15 protein-coding genes are annotated in these 13,777 nt (G+C 75.1%); 11 read left to right on the top strand and 4 right to left on the bottom strand.

Annotation, left to right across the window (positions count from 1 at the left end; all coding sequences use genetic code 11):
* Window position 1: 1 nt before the first annotated feature.
* On the bottom strand, window positions 2–397 hold the full coding sequence (locus BM093_RS20450) for a hypothetical protein (RefSeq protein WP_177238597.1): 396 nt from the start codon (window positions 395–397) through the stop codon (window positions 2–4).
* A gap of 386 nt (window positions 398–783) precedes the next feature.
* Here BM093_RS20450 and BM093_RS20455 point away from each other — a divergent pair, with 386 nt between their 5' ends.
* Window positions 784–1,974 carry a glycosyltransferase family 4 protein gene (locus BM093_RS20455; RefSeq protein ID WP_093347333.1) on the top strand — a complete coding sequence of 397 codons (1,191 nt, stop codon included), beginning with the start codon at window positions 784–786 and terminating at the stop codon, window positions 1,972–1,974.
* Here the strand turns inward: BM093_RS20455 and BM093_RS20460 are convergent.
* Window positions 1,944–3,788, bottom strand: a complete 1,845-nt coding sequence (locus BM093_RS20460) for an AMP-dependent synthetase/ligase (RefSeq protein ID WP_093347051.1) — start codon at window positions 3,786–3,788, stop codon at window positions 1,944–1,946. The genes BM093_RS20455 and BM093_RS20460 overlap by 31 nt on opposite strands.
* A gap of 197 nt (window positions 3,789–3,985) precedes the next feature.
* Here BM093_RS20460 and BM093_RS20465 point away from each other — a divergent pair, with 197 nt between their 5' ends.
* The 6 genes from BM093_RS20465 to BM093_RS20490 all read left to right on the top strand — a co-directional run bounded on the left by BM093_RS20465 (window position 3,986) and on the right by BM093_RS20490 (window position 8,434).
* Window positions 3,986–4,393: a polyketide cyclase / dehydrase and lipid transport gene (locus tag BM093_RS20465; RefSeq protein ID WP_093347054.1), complete on the top strand. Its 408-nt coding sequence runs from the start codon at window positions 3,986–3,988 to the stop codon at window positions 4,391–4,393.
* Window positions 4,393–5,187: a metallophosphoesterase family protein gene (locus BM093_RS20470; RefSeq protein WP_177238598.1), complete on the top strand. Its 795-nt coding sequence runs from the start codon at window positions 4,393–4,395 to the stop codon at window positions 5,185–5,187. Before BM093_RS20465 ends, BM093_RS20470 begins: the two co-directional genes overlap by 1 nt.
* 21 nt (window positions 5,188–5,208) lie before the next feature.
* A complete protein-coding gene (locus BM093_RS20475; protein ID WP_093347056.1) occupies window positions 5,209–5,646 on the top strand; it encodes an SRPBCC family protein in 438 nt (145 codons plus the stop codon).
* A 90-nt stretch (window positions 5,647–5,736) separates the two neighbouring features.
* Window positions 5,737–6,984 carry an ArsA family ATPase gene (locus BM093_RS20480; protein ID WP_093347058.1) on the top strand — a complete coding sequence of 416 codons (1,248 nt, stop codon included), beginning with the start codon at window positions 5,737–5,739 and terminating at the stop codon, window positions 6,982–6,984.
* On the top strand, window positions 6,981–7,457 hold the full coding sequence (locus tag BM093_RS20485; RefSeq protein ID WP_093347061.1) for a hypothetical protein: 477 nt from the start codon (window positions 6,981–6,983) through the stop codon (window positions 7,455–7,457). The genes BM093_RS20480 and BM093_RS20485 overlap by 4 nt, the downstream gene beginning before the upstream one ends.
* Window positions 7,454–8,434: an ROK family protein gene (locus BM093_RS20490; RefSeq protein ID WP_093347065.1), complete on the top strand. Its 981-nt coding sequence runs from the start codon at window positions 7,454–7,456 to the stop codon at window positions 8,432–8,434. The genes BM093_RS20485 and BM093_RS20490 overlap by 4 nt, the downstream gene beginning before the upstream one ends.
* On the opposite strand, the gene BM093_RS20495 is transcribed toward BM093_RS20490, so the two are convergent.
* On the bottom strand, window positions 8,410–8,844 hold the full coding sequence (locus BM093_RS20495; RefSeq protein ID WP_093347068.1) for a hypothetical protein: 435 nt from the start codon (window positions 8,842–8,844) through the stop codon (window positions 8,410–8,412). The two genes, BM093_RS20490 and BM093_RS20495, sit on opposite strands and share 25 nt — an antisense overlap.
* A gap of 159 nt (window positions 8,845–9,003) precedes the next feature.
* Between BM093_RS20495 and BM093_RS20500 the strand changes: the two genes are divergently transcribed.
* The 4 genes from BM093_RS20500 to BM093_RS20515 all read left to right on the top strand — a co-directional run bounded on the left by BM093_RS20500 (window position 9,004) and on the right by BM093_RS20515 (window position 12,588).
* On the top strand, window positions 9,004–9,786 hold the full coding sequence (locus tag BM093_RS20500) for a lysophospholipid acyltransferase family protein (RefSeq protein WP_093347071.1): 783 nt from the start codon (window positions 9,004–9,006) through the stop codon (window positions 9,784–9,786).
* Window positions 9,787–9,847: 61 nt separating this feature from the next.
* Window positions 9,848–10,366 carry a polyadenylate-specific 3'-exoribonuclease AS gene (locus tag BM093_RS20505; RefSeq protein ID WP_093347075.1) on the top strand — a complete coding sequence of 173 codons (519 nt, stop codon included), beginning with the start codon at window positions 9,848–9,850 and terminating at the stop codon, window positions 10,364–10,366.
* A 10-nt stretch (window positions 10,367–10,376) separates the two neighbouring features.
* Complete coding sequence (locus tag BM093_RS20510) at window positions 10,377–11,783, top strand: class II 3-deoxy-7-phosphoheptulonate synthase (protein WP_093347078.1); 1,407 nt, start codon at window positions 10,377–10,379, stop codon at window positions 11,781–11,783.
* A 43-nt stretch (window positions 11,784–11,826) separates the two neighbouring features.
* The gene (locus BM093_RS20515; RefSeq protein WP_093347082.1) at window positions 11,827–12,588 is read left to right on the top strand and encodes a GIDE domain-containing protein; all 762 of its coding nucleotides are present in this window, start codon (window positions 11,827–11,829) and stop codon (window positions 12,586–12,588) included.
* Window positions 12,589–12,597: 9 nt separating this feature from the next.
* On the opposite strand, the gene BM093_RS20520 is transcribed toward BM093_RS20515, so the two are convergent.
* Window positions 12,598–13,620: a LacI family DNA-binding transcriptional regulator gene (locus tag BM093_RS20520; protein WP_093347086.1), complete on the bottom strand. Its 1,023-nt coding sequence runs from the start codon at window positions 13,618–13,620 to the stop codon at window positions 12,598–12,600.
* Window positions 13,621–13,777: the final 157 nt, after the last annotated feature.

Here is a 13,777-nt window from a genome sequence, read left to right on the forward strand (position 1 = left end):
CTCACCCCGCGTCACGGTGGCGTGCCGCGTGCGGCGGCACCACCGGCACCGGGAGCATCGGCCGGTCCGCCCGGGGCTCCGGGCGCGCGGACGCCTCCACCAGCCGCAGCTGGGGGATCAGGCCGTGGTCGGCGAGCACCTGCAGCGCACGCCGCTCCGGCTCGGCGAACTCGACCGGGCCGTCGACCGGGCCACCGGCCGCCGCCCGGCGGTCCACCCACCGGGCGGGCCGCCCCGTGACCCCGGGAGCGCCGCCCGGCCCGGTGGCCTCACCGGGCAGCGCGACCGGCAGGTACGGGATCGGCCGGTCGATCTCCGGCACGTTCATGAGCACACCGATCACGCAGTCACCGCAGGCGGTGTCGCGGACCTCGCAGCGGTCGCAGTCGACGATCATTGCGCCTCCCTCGTGGAGCGTTCGTGCGATCGGGGCGGACGCTAGGGGAGGGGTCCGACAGAATGCGGTCGCCGCCGTCCGGCCCGGGCCGCCGGACGACCTTTTCGTTGTCGATCCGTAACCCGGGCCGCCCGTCGCTCGTTCACCGGAACAGCACGACCTCCTCACCGGTCGTGCCGCCGGTGGTTCCCCCGCCACCCGGACGGCAGGCCCCGGTGGTCCCGCCCCGACGGGCACCACGCCCGGGGAGCCGGTGGGGTGAGCGGTTCGTCCGCTCCCCGAGAGGCCGGACGGCGGTCCGCGTCCCCGACGCGTCCCCGGACGCGTGCGGTCGCCGTCCCGGCCCCTCGGGTGACCGAGCCGTGGCCGGGCTACGGTCGGCGACCGTGGCGCGCACGCTGCTGGTGACCAACGACTTCCCGCCGCGCCCCGGCGGGATCCAGAGCTACCTGCACGATCTCGCCCGTGCCCTGCCCGCCGGCGAGCTGGCCGTCTACGCCCCGTCCTGGCGGGGCGACCGGGAGTTCGACGCGACGCTGCCGTTCCCGGTGCACCGCCATCCCACCTCGCTGATGCTCCCGGTCCCCGCGGTCGCCCGCCGTGCCGCGCAGCTGGCCCGCGAGCACGACGCCGACGCCGTCTGGTTCGGCGCGGCCGCCCCGCTCGGCCTGCTGGGGCCGTCGCTGCGGCGCCGGGCCGGGATCGCCCGGGTCGTCGCCACCACGCACGGCCACGAGGTCGGCTGGTCGATGCTGCCCGGTGCGCGGCGGGCACTGCGCCGGATCGGGACCGACGCCGACGTCGTCACCACGGTCTCCCGCTGGACCCGCGACCGGTTCGCCGCCGCGTTCGGCCCGCAGGCCGCCCTGGAGCCGCTGCCCCCGCCCGTCGACACCACCCGCTTCGCCCCGGACCCGGCCGCCCGGGCCACCGTCCGGGCGCGGTACGGCCTCGGCGCCGCGCCGGTGGTGAGCTGCGTGTCCCGGCTGGTCCCGCGCAAGGGCCAGGACGTGCTGGTCGCGGCACTGCCGCGGATCCGGCGGCAGGTCCCCGGCACCCGGCTGCTGCTGGTCGGCGGGGGACCGTACCGGGACCGGCTGCGGGCCCTCGCCGACCGGCACGGGGTCGCCGACGCTGTCGTGATCACCGGTGGCGTGCCGGCGGCCGAGCTGGCCGCGCACCACGCGGCCGGCGACGTCTTCGCGTTGCCCTGCCGCACCCACCTGGGCGGCCTCGACGTCGAGGGACTGGGCATCGCCCTGCTGGAGGCCGCGGCGTCCGGCCTGCCGGTGGTCGCGGGGGACTCGGGCGGGGCGCCGGAGACCGTCGCCGAGGGCGTCACCGGCCACGTCGTGCCGGGCCGGGACACCCGGGCCGTCGCCGACCGGGTCGCGTCCCTGCTGGCCGACCCGCAGCGCGCGACGGCGATGGGCCGGGCCGGGCGGGACCGGGTCCGGCGGATCTGGGGCAGCCCGGAGGCGGCACACCGGTTGCACGCGTTCCTGCGGGGCCGGCCGCCGCGGCGACCGGCCCCGCAGGTGGATGATCAGCTCCGGTCGGCCGTGGTGCCGGAGTAGAGCGACTCGATGTCCTCGGCGTAGGCGTCGACGACGACCTTGCGCTTGACCTTCAGCGTCGGCGTCAGCTCGCCGCCCGCCTCGGTGAAGTCGGTGGGCAGGATCCGGAACTTGCGGATCTGCTCGGCCCGCGACACCACCTGGTTGGCCTCCTCGACGGCCGCCGCGATCTCACCGCGCAGCTCCGGGTCGTCGATCAGGTCCGAGGCCGAGTCACCGGCACCGGCCGGCTTGCCGTTGCGCTCGCGCCAGCCCGGCAGCGCCTCCGGGTCGATGGTGACCAGTGCGGAGATGAACGGCTTCTGGTCACCGATCACGATGCACTGCCCGACCAGCGGGTGCGCCCGCAGCCGGTCCTCGAGCACCGCCGGGGCGACGTTCTTGCCGCCCGCGGTGACGATGATCTCCTTCTTCCGGCCGGTGATCGTGAGGAACCCGGCGTCGTCGAGCTCCCCGAGGTCACCGGAGTGGAACCAGCCGTCGCTCTCGATCGCGTCCTGCGTGGCCTGCTCGTTGTGCCAGTAGCCGCGGAAGACGATGTCGCCGCGGAGCATGACCTCACCGTCCTCGGCGATCCGGACCGCGCACCCGGGCACCGGGCGGCCGACCGATCCGACCCGCTGGGCGTCGAGCGTGTTCAGGGTGATGCCGGCCGAGGTCTCGGTGAGCCCGTAGCCCTCCAGCACCGGCAGCCCGATCCCGCGGAAGAAGTGGCCCAGCCGGGCGCCCAGGGGGGCCGATCCGGACACGGCCGCGACGACGTTGCCGCCGACGGCCGCCCGCAGCTTGCCGTAGACCAGCGCGCCGAACAGCGCGTGCTTGGCCTTGAGCACCAGCCCGGGCCCGCCCGTGTCGAGCGCCTCGGAGTAGGCGATCGCGGTGTCCGCGGCGGCGTCGAAGATCTTGCCCTTGCCCTCGTTGTGCGCCTTGAGCCGGGCACCGTTGTAGACCTTCTCGAACACCCGCGGGACCGCGAGCAGGAAGGTCGGCTTGAAGTCGGCCAGGTCGGGCAGCAGGTTCTTCACGTCCGGGGTGTGCCCGACCGTGGTCCGGGTGGTCAGCGCGCCGCACTGGATGACCTTGCCGAACACGTGCGCGAGCGGCAGGAACAGCAGCACCGAGCCGCCGTGCACGAGCAGGTCCGGGATCGTCGTGGCGATCGTCCGGATCTCGGTGACCAGGTTGCGGTGGGTGAGCTCGCAGCCCTTGGGCCGGCCGGTGGTGCCGGAGGTGTAGATCAGGGTGCAGAGGTCGTCGGCGCGGACGGCGTTGCGGCGCTCGTGCACGACGTCGTCGGGGGTGTCCGAGCCGAGCCCGGTCAGCTGCTCGACCGCCGACGGTGCGTCCGGCGCGGCCGGCGACGGCTCGATCTGCCAGATGGTGCGCAGCTCCGGCAGGTCGGCGCGGACCTTGTCCACCGACGCGGCGTGCTCGGCGGTCTCCACGACGATGCCGACGGCGCCGGAGTCGGACACGATCCACGCGATCTGGTCCGGCGAGGACGTCTCGTAGATCGGCACGGTGACGCCGCCGGCGGCGAGGATCGCGTAGTCGAACAACGACCACTCGTAGCGGGTCCGCGAGAGGACCGCGACCCGGTCCCCGGCCTGCACCCCGGCGGCGACGAGCCCGGCGGCCACCCGGGTCACCTGCTCGGCGAACTCCCGCGCGGTGACGTCGGTCCACGTGCCGTCCGCACCCTTGCGGCGGTAGAGGACGTCGGCGGGGTGCTGCGCGGCGTTGGCGAACACGGCGTCGGAGAGCGATTCCTCGGCACCCACGGACACCGTGGCGGGGACGCTGTACTCACGCACGGGGATCGACCTCCTGGCGGCCTCGACAGGGCTGTAGTCGCCGGCGCGAGGGGCACGCCGACCTGCTGGGCCCCCAACTTACCGGCTGGTAGGGGGCGCGTACACCGAAAGGGGCATAACGGGTGGGGAACGACCCTGTTCGTCGCGGGACGGTACCCCCGGCGGCGTGCGGCGGGCCGGGTGGCACGCTGATCGCCGTGCCGGCTGCGCCCTCGGTCGACGTGATCGACGAGACGTTCCTGGCCGTGCCCCGGGAGCGGGTCGCGGCCGAGTTCGCCGACCCCGCGCGGTGGCCGTCGTACTGGCCGGACCTGCGTCCGGAGATCGCGCACGACCGCGGGCCCGCCGGCATCCGCTGGACGGTCACCGGCGCGCTCACCGGCACCATGGAGGTCTGGTGCGAACAGGTGCTCGACGGCACCGTCCTGCACTTCTTCCTGCGGGCCGAGGCTCCGCCGCGCCGCCGCGGGAACCGGGCCGAGAGCGACCGGCGGCACCGGGAGTTCAAGGCGCACGCGTTCGCGCTGAAGCGTCGGCTGGAGGGCGGGCGCCCGGCCGGCGTGGCCCCGGCCGGGAGCGGTGCCCCCGCGGGCGGCGAACACTGATGCGGCTGCACGTCGTCTCCGACGTCCACGGCAACGCCGCCGCGCTGGCCCGCGCCGCGGACGGGGCCGACGGGCTGATCGTGCTGGGGGACCTGCTCGAGTTCATCGACTACCGCGACCCGCAGAACGGCATCGTCGCCCGGCTGCTCGGCACGGCGGTCTCCGCCGAGTTCGGCCGGATGCGCCGGATCGGGGCCCCGCGGGCGCAGGTGCTCGGCCTGCTGGAACGGTCCTGGGCCCGGTTCAGCGACCCGGCGGGTGCGGTCGAGGAGGCCGTCCGCGAGCAGTACGCGGAACTGTTCGGCGTGCTGGGCGGCCTCGGCGTCCCGGTGTGGGCGATCCCGGGCAACGTCGACATGCCCGGCGCGTGGCCGGAGACCGACGGCGTGCTCCCCGCGGACGGCCGCGTGATCGAGATCGCCGGGCGGCGGGTCGGCTTCCTCGGCGGTGTCCCGCTCCCGCCGGGGATCGACCCGCGCCGCGCCGGGCCGTGGCAGCCGTACTTCCTCGAGCACGAGGACTGGACCGCCCGGCTCGAGGCGCTCGGACCGGCGGACCTGCTCTGCACCCACGTCCCGCCGGAGCACCCGGTGCTGACCTACGACGTCGTCACCCGCCGGGGCGAGATCGCGAGCGTTCCGCTGACCGACCGGATCCGGGCCGAGGAGCCGACGCACGCGTTGTTCGGGCACGTCCACCAGCCGCTGGCGCGCCGGGCCCGGGTCGGGCGCACCGAGTGCGTGAACGTCGGGCACTTCCGCGCGCTGGAGCGGCCCTACGTGCTGCACCTCTAGGCACCGGATAACCTCGCCGCCATGGCCGACGCGACCACCTCCTCCATCCACATCGACGCCCCGCCGGAGCAGGTGATGGCCGTCATCGCGGACTTCGCGTCGTACCCGGAGTGGACCGACCAGATCACCGCGGTGGAGATCCTCGACCCGGGATCGGGCGAGCGCGCACAGCAGGTCCGGTTCTCGATGGACGCCGGGGCGATCAAGGACTCCTACACCCTCGACTACACCTGGGCCGACGACGACCGCTCGGTGTCCTGGACGCTGGTCAAGGGCGGCATCCAGAAGGCGCAGGACGGCGCCTACCGGCTCGAGCCGGACGGCTCCGGCACCACGGTGACCTATGAGCTCTCGGTCGAGGTGAACTTCCCGATGATCGGCATGCTCCGGCGCAAGGCCGAGAAGGTGATCATCGACGCCGCGCTGAAGGGCCTGAAGCGGCGCGTCGAGAAGGCCTGAGGGGCCACGGTCGAGGGTCGGCGCGCCGGTACCGGGCCGCTTCCGGCGGGTCCCGGGCGCGGGCTCCGCGACGATCGTTACCCTCCGCCCGTGCGCGTCGTGCTGTTCACCGGCAAGGGCGGGGTCGGCAAGACCACTCTCGCCGCGGCGACCGGCGCGCTGGTCGCCGGGTCCGGGCGTTCCGCGCTGGTGGTGTCGACCGACCCGGCGCACTCGCTCGGTGACGCGCTCGACGCCGAGGTCGGTGCCGAGCCCACGAAGGTCGCCGACCACCTGTGGGCCGCCCACATCGAGGCCCGCCACCTGCTCGAGGGCGCCTGGGGCGAGCTGCAGGGCCATCTGCGCACGATGCTGGCCGGGGCCGGTGTCGACGAGCTCGTCGCCGACGAGCTGACCGTGCTGCCCGGCGTCGAGGACCTCCTGGCGCTGGTGGAGGTGCAGCGCTTCGCCGACTCGGGGGAGTACGACGTCGTGGTCGTCGACTGCGGCCCGACCGCCGAGACGCTGCGGTTGCTCACCCTGCCCGAAGCGCTGTCGAACTACCTGGAGCGGCTGTTCCCGGCGCACCGGCGGGCGGTCCGCGGGCTGGTGGCGAACCTGGCCGGGGCGAAGGGCGACAACGGCGGCTGGGAGCGCACGGTCGAGGCGCTCGGCGGGCTCGCCGACCAGCTCTCCGGTCTGCGCGCGCTGCTGGCCGACCGCACCCGCACCTCGATCCGGCTCGTCCTCACCCCGGAACGGGTGGTCGCCGCGGAGACCCGCCGCACCCTGACCGCGCTCGCCCTGCACGAGCTGCGGGTGGACGCGCTGATGGCGAACCGGGTGATGCCCGGCCCGCCGCCGTCGCTGCGCGGGCCCGCGGCGCGCTGGCTGCGCGAACGCGCCACCGAGCAGCAGGCCGTGCTGGCCGAGCTGGGCGAGCTCGGCGCGGACGTCCCGGTGACGGCGGTGCGCTACACCGCGGCCGAGCCGACCGGGGTCGGGTCGCTGCGCGAGCTGGGCCGTTCGATCTACGGCGACGCCGACCCGGCCGGGGCCCCGGAGGACGCCCCGGAGCGCCCGCTGATGGAGATGCGCCGCACCGCCGGGCACGGCGTCTCCTCCGACACCGAGTTCGAGCTCGACATCGCGCTCCCCGGCGCCCAGGACGCCCCGCTGGACCTGGCCCGGATCGGCGACGACATGGTCGTCGGGATCGGGTTCTCCCGGCGGGTGGTGTCGCTGCCGTCGGTGCTGCGCCGCTGCGAGGCCACCGGCGCCCGGCTGGAGGGCTCCGGCGCCGAGGCCCGCCTGGTGATCAGCTTCGTCCCCGACCCGGGTACCTGGATGACCTCGTGAGCGATCGCAGCTGCGGCACCCACGCGGGGATCCCCGACGACCTGCGGGTCACGGCGCTCCAGCTGCTGGAACGGGTGCGGGCGGTGGTGGAACCGCTGGCGGCCCCCGGCCCCGCCCCTACCGCCGACCCCGCCCCGGACTCCGGCCCCGGACGTGACGCCGCTGGTGAACCGGGCCCCGGTTCCTGCACCGCGTGCCCGGTGTGCGCGCTGCTCGCCGTGCTGCGCGGGGAGCGTTCGGAGCTGGCCGCGCGGCTCGCCGAGCACACCACGGGCCTGCTGGGCGTGCTGGTCACGGCGCTGGAGGAGGCCGGGACGCCGGCGAGCGACCGGTCCGACGGGCAGCCCACGACCGGCCGGCCCACGAACGGGCACTCGGCGAACGGGCACCCGGCGAACGGGCACTCGGCGAACGGGCACCGTGCGCACCATCGGGGCCGTTCGGTGCAGCGCATCGTGGTGCACCGGACGTGACGCGCGAGCTCACGATCGGGGTCGACGTCGGCGGGACCAGCGTGCGGGCGGGCGTGGTCGACACCGACGGCGAGGTGCTCGACACCGCGACCGCCCCGACCCCGCGCACCGACGACGCCCTCGAGGCGGCGATCGCCGGCACCGTCGACGAGCTCCGCGGCCGACACCGGGTCCGCGCCGCCGGGCTCGCGCTGGCCGGGTTCGTCGACGCCCCGCGCGGCCTGGTCCGTTACGCCCCGCACCTGTCCTGGCGCGACGCGCCGGTCGCCGAGCGGGTGTCGCAGCGGCTCGGCGGGCTGCCGGTCGTCGTCGAGCACGACGCCAACTCCGCCGCGCTGGCCGAGCGCCGGTACGGGGCCGCGGCCGGGGTGGCCACCGTCGTGCTGGTCGCGATCGGCACCGGGATCGGCGGTGCGCTGCTGCTCGACGGGGAGCTGTTCCGCGGGGCCCACGGCGTCGCCCCCGAGCTGGGGCACCTGCGCGTCGTGCCGGACGGGCGCGCCTGCCCGTGCGGCAAGCGCGGCTGCTGGGAGCGCTACTGCAGCGGCACCGCGCTGGCCGCCACCGCGTGCGAGCTGATCTCCGCGGGCCGCACGCCCGGGCCGTCGGTGCTCGCCCGGGAGGCCGCCCGCGACCCGGGCCGGATCACCGGCAGGCGGGTCGCCGCCGCCGCCCGGGAGGGCGACCCGGTCGGCCGGGCCGCGCTCGACGAGCTGGGCCGCTGGCTGGGGGAGGGGCTGTCACTGGTCGCGGACGTCTTCGACCCGGAACTCGTGGTCGTCGCAGGCGGGGTCTCGGCCTCGGCGCCGCAGTTCCTCGACGCCGCCCGCGAGCACTACGCCCGGATCGCGACCGGGGCGGCGAACCGGCCGCTGGCCCGCATCCGCACCGCGCAGCTCGGCGGGATGGCGGCCGTCGTGGGGGCGGCGACGCTCGCCCGGGAGAGCGCCCCTCAGAGCCGCGAGCCGTCGTCGTAGGGGTCGGGGCCCTCGTCGTCGGGGTCGGCGGTCCACAGCCGCAGCACCAGCCAGGCCAGCCCGGCCGCGATCAGCACCAGGCCCAGCGGCAGCGGCCAGGTGCCGCCCGCGCCCAGCACGCCCGGGGCGACGCAGAGCAGCAGGCCGAGCAGGATCAGACCGCCGCCGACGACGGCCGGCGGGCCCGGCCGGGGCAGCGGCGGCGGCTCCGGCGGGTGGTAGTGGTCCTCGTCGGCGTCGATCGGCTCCGCGGGCCCGGGCCGGTGCACCGGGACGTCGCCCGGCCGGGCGGGCGGCTCGGCGGACTCGGTGCGCTCCGTCGGCCAGTCGGGGACCGACCCCTCGCTGCGCCAGCCCGCGACGATCGACTCGAACTCGTCGTCCGGCCCGCGGCCACGTGCTGGCTCCATGCCCGTCCTTCCGGCTCGTGACCCGCCCATCCTGTCATGCCGCGCCGCCGTGGCCACCCCCCGCCGGGCACGCGGGCGAGGGCCTGATCACGGCCCCGTTGTGAGGATTCGGGGACGCTCCGTAGGCTGTCGCCGACGTCGGTAGGGAGGCAGCGCAGGGTGCTGTACTGGTGGTCGAAGTTCGTGCTGCTCGGCCCGCTGATGCGGATGTTCTGTCGACCCGAGGTCCGCGGCGCGGAGAACGTGCCCGAGCGCGGTGGCGCGATCCTGGCCAGCAACCACCTCGCGGTGGCGGACTCGTTCTTCCTGCCGCTGATGCTGCCCCGGCGGGTGACCTTCCTGGCCAAGCGCGAGTACTTCACCGAGCCCGGGATCCGCGGCTGGTTCAAGAAGCAGTTCTTCACCGGCGTCGGCCAGGTGCCGGTGGACCGCTCCGGCGGGTCCGCGGCGCGGGCGGCGATGGACACCGCGGTGCGGCTGCTCGGCGAGCGCAAGCTCCTGGGCATCTACCCGGAGGGCACCCGCTCGCCCGACGGGCGGCTGTACAAGGGCAAGACCGGTGTCGCCCGGATGGCCCTCGAGGCCGGTGTCCCGGTGATCCCGGTCGCGATGGTCGGCACCGACAAGGTCAACCCGATCGGCTCGAAGATGTGGCGGCCGCGGAAAGTGAAGATCGTCATCGGGGAGCCGATGGACTTCAGCCGCTACGAGGGCATGGCCGGTGACCGGTTCATCGAGCGCTCGATGACCGACGAGATCATGTACAACCTGATGGAGCTGTCCGGGCAGACCTACGTCGACCTCTACGCGGCGTCGGTCAAAGAGAAGGCACTCGCCGCCCAGCCCACGCCCACCCAGCCCCCGGCCGGCCCGCCGCCGGCCCGCCCGCAGCAGGGGTCCGGATGGAGCGACGCGCACGTGCCGGACTCCCGCGCCAGCTGAGCACCGCGTCCCGCACGTACGCTGTCCGGGCCCACGACCGCCCGCCGGCAACAGGACAGGAATGCGCTTCTTCTACGACTGCGAGTTCATCGAGGACGGCACCACCATCGAACTGGTATCGATCGGCATGGTCGGCGAGGACGGTCGCGAGTTCTACGCCGTCTCGACCGAGTTCGACCCGGAGCGGGCCGGCAAGTGGGTGCGCGCCAACGTGCTGCCCAAGCTGCCGCCGCCGTCGGACCGGTCGTGGATGTCGCGGGCCCGGATCCGCGAGGAGCTGCTGGAGTTCTGCACGTCGGCCTCCGGCGACGTCGAGCTGTGGGCCTGGATCGCCGCCTACGACCACGTCGCGCTCTGCCAGCTCTGGGGCGCGATGCCCGCGCTGCCGCGGGCGATGCCGCGGTTCACCCGTGAGCTGCGCCAGCGCTGGGAGGACGCCGGGCGGCCGACGCTGCCCCCGCCGCCCCCGGACGCGCACGACGCGCTCGCCGACGCCCGGCACAACCTGCGCCGGTGGGAGGTGATCTCCGAGGTCCTCGCCGCGGGGGCCGAGGCGCCGGCGCCGGGGGCGCGGGCCTAGGCTGGAGGCCGTGAACTGGTCCGTCGACGCGCCGATCGACGTCCTCCCGGAGCTGCCGCCGCTGCCGGCGGACCTGCGCTCCGCGCTGGACGACGCCCTCTCCCGCCCCGCCGCGCAGCAGCCCGAGTGGCCCGACCCGGAGAACGTCGGCCACGTGCGGACGGTCCTGGAGTCCGTGCCGCCGGTCGTGCTGCCGCCCGAGGTGGACCGGCTGCAGACGCGGCTGGCCGACGTCGCGAACGGCGAGGCGTTCCTGCTGCAGGGCGGCGACTGCGCCGAGACCTTCGTCGACAACACCGAGCCGCACATCCGGGCGACCATCCGCACGCTGCTGCAGATGGCCGTCGTCCTGACCTACGGGGCGTCCCTGCCGGTGGTCAAGGTCGGCCGGATCGCCGGCCAGTACGCCAAGCCGCGCAGCAGCCCCGTCGACGCGAGCGGGCTGCCGTCCTACCGCGGCGACATCGTCAACGCGCTCGCCCCCGACCCGCAGGCCCGGATCCCGGACCCGTCCCGGATGATCCGCGCCTACGCGAACGCGTCCGCGGCGATGAACATGGTCCGTGGCCTGACCGCCACCGGCATGGCCGACCTGACCAAGGTGCACGACTGGAACAAGGACTTCGTGCGGACCTCGGCGGCGGGCGTGCGCTACGAGGCGGTCGCGGCCGAGATCGACCGCGCGGTCCGCTTCATGGACGCCTGCGGCGTGCAGGACCACAACCTGCACCAGGTCGAGTTCTACGCGTCCCACGAGGCGCTGCTTCTCGACTACGAGCGCGCCATGCTCCGCCTGGACCTCGAGCGCGCCGACGACACGACCGGCGAGCCGCCCCGTCTCTACGACCTGTCCACGCACTTCCTCTGGATCGGTGAGCGCACCCGCCAGCTCGACGGCGCCCACGTCGCGCTCGCGGAGCTGCTGGCCAACCCGATCGGCATGAAGATCGGCCCGTCGACGACGCCGGAGCAGGCCGTCGAGTACGTCGAGCGGCTCGACCCGCACAACCGGCCCGGCCGGCTGTCGCTGATCTCCCGGATGGGCAACGACAAGGTCCGCGACGTGCTGCCGGCGATCGTGGAGAAGGTCACCGCCTCCGGGCACAAGGTGATCTGGCAGTGCGACCCGATGCACGGCAACACCCACGAGGCCTCCACCGGCTACAAGACCCGGCACTTCGACCGGATCGTCGACGAGGTGCAGGGCTTCTTCGAGGTGCACCGCTCGCTCGGCACGCACCCGGGCGGCATCCACGTCGAGGTCACCGGTGAGGACGTCACCGAGTGCCTGGGCGGCGCGCAGCGGATCTCCGACAGCGACCTGGCCGGCCGGTACGAGACGGCCTGCGACCCCCGGCTGAACACCCAGCAGAGCCTGGAGCTGGCGTTCCTCGTCGCGGAGATGCTGCGCGGGTAACACTACGGAGCCGGTGTCCGGTTCGTCCGTCTAGGCTCCGCGCATGGAGCTGGTGCTGCTGTTCCTCGTGGGGATCCTCGGCTGGCGGGCCTGGACGGCGTTCGGTGAGGCGCGTGCGGCGCACGCCCGCTGGACCCGCGGTCTCGGCGCGACGCACACCGGGGTCGCCGAGCTGGTGGCGATGGCCGAGGCGGTGCGCGTCGACCTCGGGACCGGCGCGTTCCGCAAGGTCGTGGCGCTGACCGGGATGGTCGAGCCGGGCGGGGCCGGCACCCGGCCCGCCCCGGTCAGTGACATCGGGTCGGTGTGGTTCCGGGTCACCGAGGAGAAGCTCTCCCGCGGCGAGAAGGGCAGCACCGAGCGCGAGGTCGTCGGCGACCGGCGGTGGGACAGCCCGTTCCTGCTCCGCGACGGCGACGCGACCGTCGTCGTCGACCCCCGTGACGCGCGGGTCGAGGTCCCCGTCGCCGAGCGGCGCCGCGACGCGCACGACCCGGACCACTCGGGGGAGCGGGACTTCGGGATCTTCCGGATCCTCGACACGACGCTGAGCCACGAGCACACCGAGTGGCGGATCGAGCCGGGCAGCCGGCTCACCGTGGTCGGCGAGGCCCGCCTCGGTGGGGGCCCCGACGCGCACGAGGTACGGCTCGCCGCCGCACCGGGCCTGCCCCTGACCCTGAGCGCGGGCGAGCGCACCGACCACCTCGAGGCCGGCCGCACCGGCAGCCGTGCGGCGATCCGGCGGGCCGCCGGATACGGGATCGGCGCGGTGCTGCTGCTGGTGCTCGTGATCGTGCTGTGAGCCCTCCGGTCAGGGGGCGGTGCTGGCCCGCACCGCCAGCCGGGTCGGCAGCGGGGGCGGGCCCGGGGTGTCCGTGCCGGCGAGCAGCGCGGTCAGCCGGTGCGCCGCGGCCCGGCCCAGCTCCTCGGCGGGCAACGCCACGCTGGTGAGCGACGGCGCCGTCACCTGCGAGTACGGCAGGTCGTCGAAGCCTGCGACCGCGACGTCACCGGGCACGTCGAGCCCGAGCCGGTGGGCGGCGGCGAGCAGCCCGTAGGCCAGTGTGTCCGCGGCGGCGACGACAGCGGTGGCGCCGTCGTCGAGCCAGCCGGGCAGCGCGGTGACGGCGGTGTCGGCGGCGGCGTCGAGGGTGAGCCCGGCCCGGACGTCGCCACCGCCGCCGTCGAGCACCGTCACGCCGTGCTCGGCGGCGGTCTCGCGCAGTAGCGACCGGCGCAGCGCGAACGTGGCCGACGGCGTCGTCCCGTCCAGGTAGGCGACCGTGCGGTGCCCCGCCGCCGCGAGGTGCCCGACCAGGGCGCGCACCCCCGGGCGCAGGTCGAAGGTGACGGTCGCGGCCCGGGTCTCGAACCCGGGGGCGTCGAGCAGCACCAGCGGCGGGCCGCACGGGTCGAGCTCGTCGAGGAACGACGGCGCCGGGGCGTGCACCAGCAACCCGGCCGGGCGGAAGGCCGCGATCCGGCGGACGTCCTCGGCGGTGGGCTGCTCACCCCCGGCGATCACCGACTGCATCAGCTGGTGCCGGTCGCCGAGCCCGTCCCGGATGCCCGTGGTGACCCGGCCGAAGTAGGGGTTGGGCAGGTCCGGGGCGAGCAGCACGACCAGGTCGGTGCGGCCGCGGGCGAGCGAGCTGGCGGCGTGGTCGACGACGTAGCCGAGCTCGTCCACCGCCGCACGCACCCGCTCGGTGATCGCCGCCGAGACGCGCCCGCGGGACTTGCCGTTCACCACCAGTGACACCGTCGAGACGCTGGTCCCGGCGCGCTCGGCCACCATCGCCGCGGTCACCCGCGACGCCCCCGCTCCGTCCATCGGTCGAGAGTACCGGGTGCGGATCACGCATCAACCGCTTGACGTCAAGCGCTTGACGCCGCACAGTGCTCGACGTCCGGCCCGACCGGCCGGGCGCCCGCCGCCCGATCCGGCCCACAGCCCGATCGGCGACCCGATCTACGACGAGGTGGAGTTC

The sequence above is a fragment of the Pseudonocardia ammonioxydans genome, from assembly GCF_900115005.1.
In the GTDB taxonomy this organism is placed as follows: domain Bacteria; phylum Actinomycetota; class Actinomycetes; order Mycobacteriales; family Pseudonocardiaceae; genus Pseudonocardia; species Pseudonocardia ammonioxydans.

Bases quoted from the DNA above. Each gene is read 5' to 3' on its own strand.
- BM093_RS20470 (WP_177238598.1), top strand. From the start codon at position 4,393: ATGCGGCTGCACGTCGTCTCCGACGTCCACGGCAACGCCGCCGCGCTG.
- BM093_RS20515 (WP_093347082.1), top strand. From the start codon at position 11,827: ATGGAGCTGGTGCTGCTGTTCCTCGTGGGGATCCTCGGCTGGCGGGCC.
- BM093_RS20505 (WP_093347075.1), top strand. From the start codon at position 9,848: ATGCGCTTCTTCTACGACTGCGAGTTCATCGAGGACGGCACCACCATC.
- BM093_RS20495 (WP_093347068.1), bottom strand. From the start codon at position 8,844: ATGGAGCCAGCACGTGGCCGCGGGCCGGACGACGAGTTCGAGTCGATC.
- BM093_RS20475 (WP_093347056.1), top strand. From the start codon at position 5,209: ATGGCCGACGCGACCACCTCCTCCATCCACATCGACGCCCCGCCGGAG.
- BM093_RS20520 (WP_093347086.1), bottom strand. From the start codon at position 13,620: ATGGACGGAGCGGGGGCGTCGCGGGTGACCGCGGCGATGGTGGCCGAG.
- BM093_RS20450 (WP_177238597.1), bottom strand. From the start codon at position 397: ATGATCGTCGACTGCGACCGCTGCGAGGTCCGCGACACCGCCTGCGGT.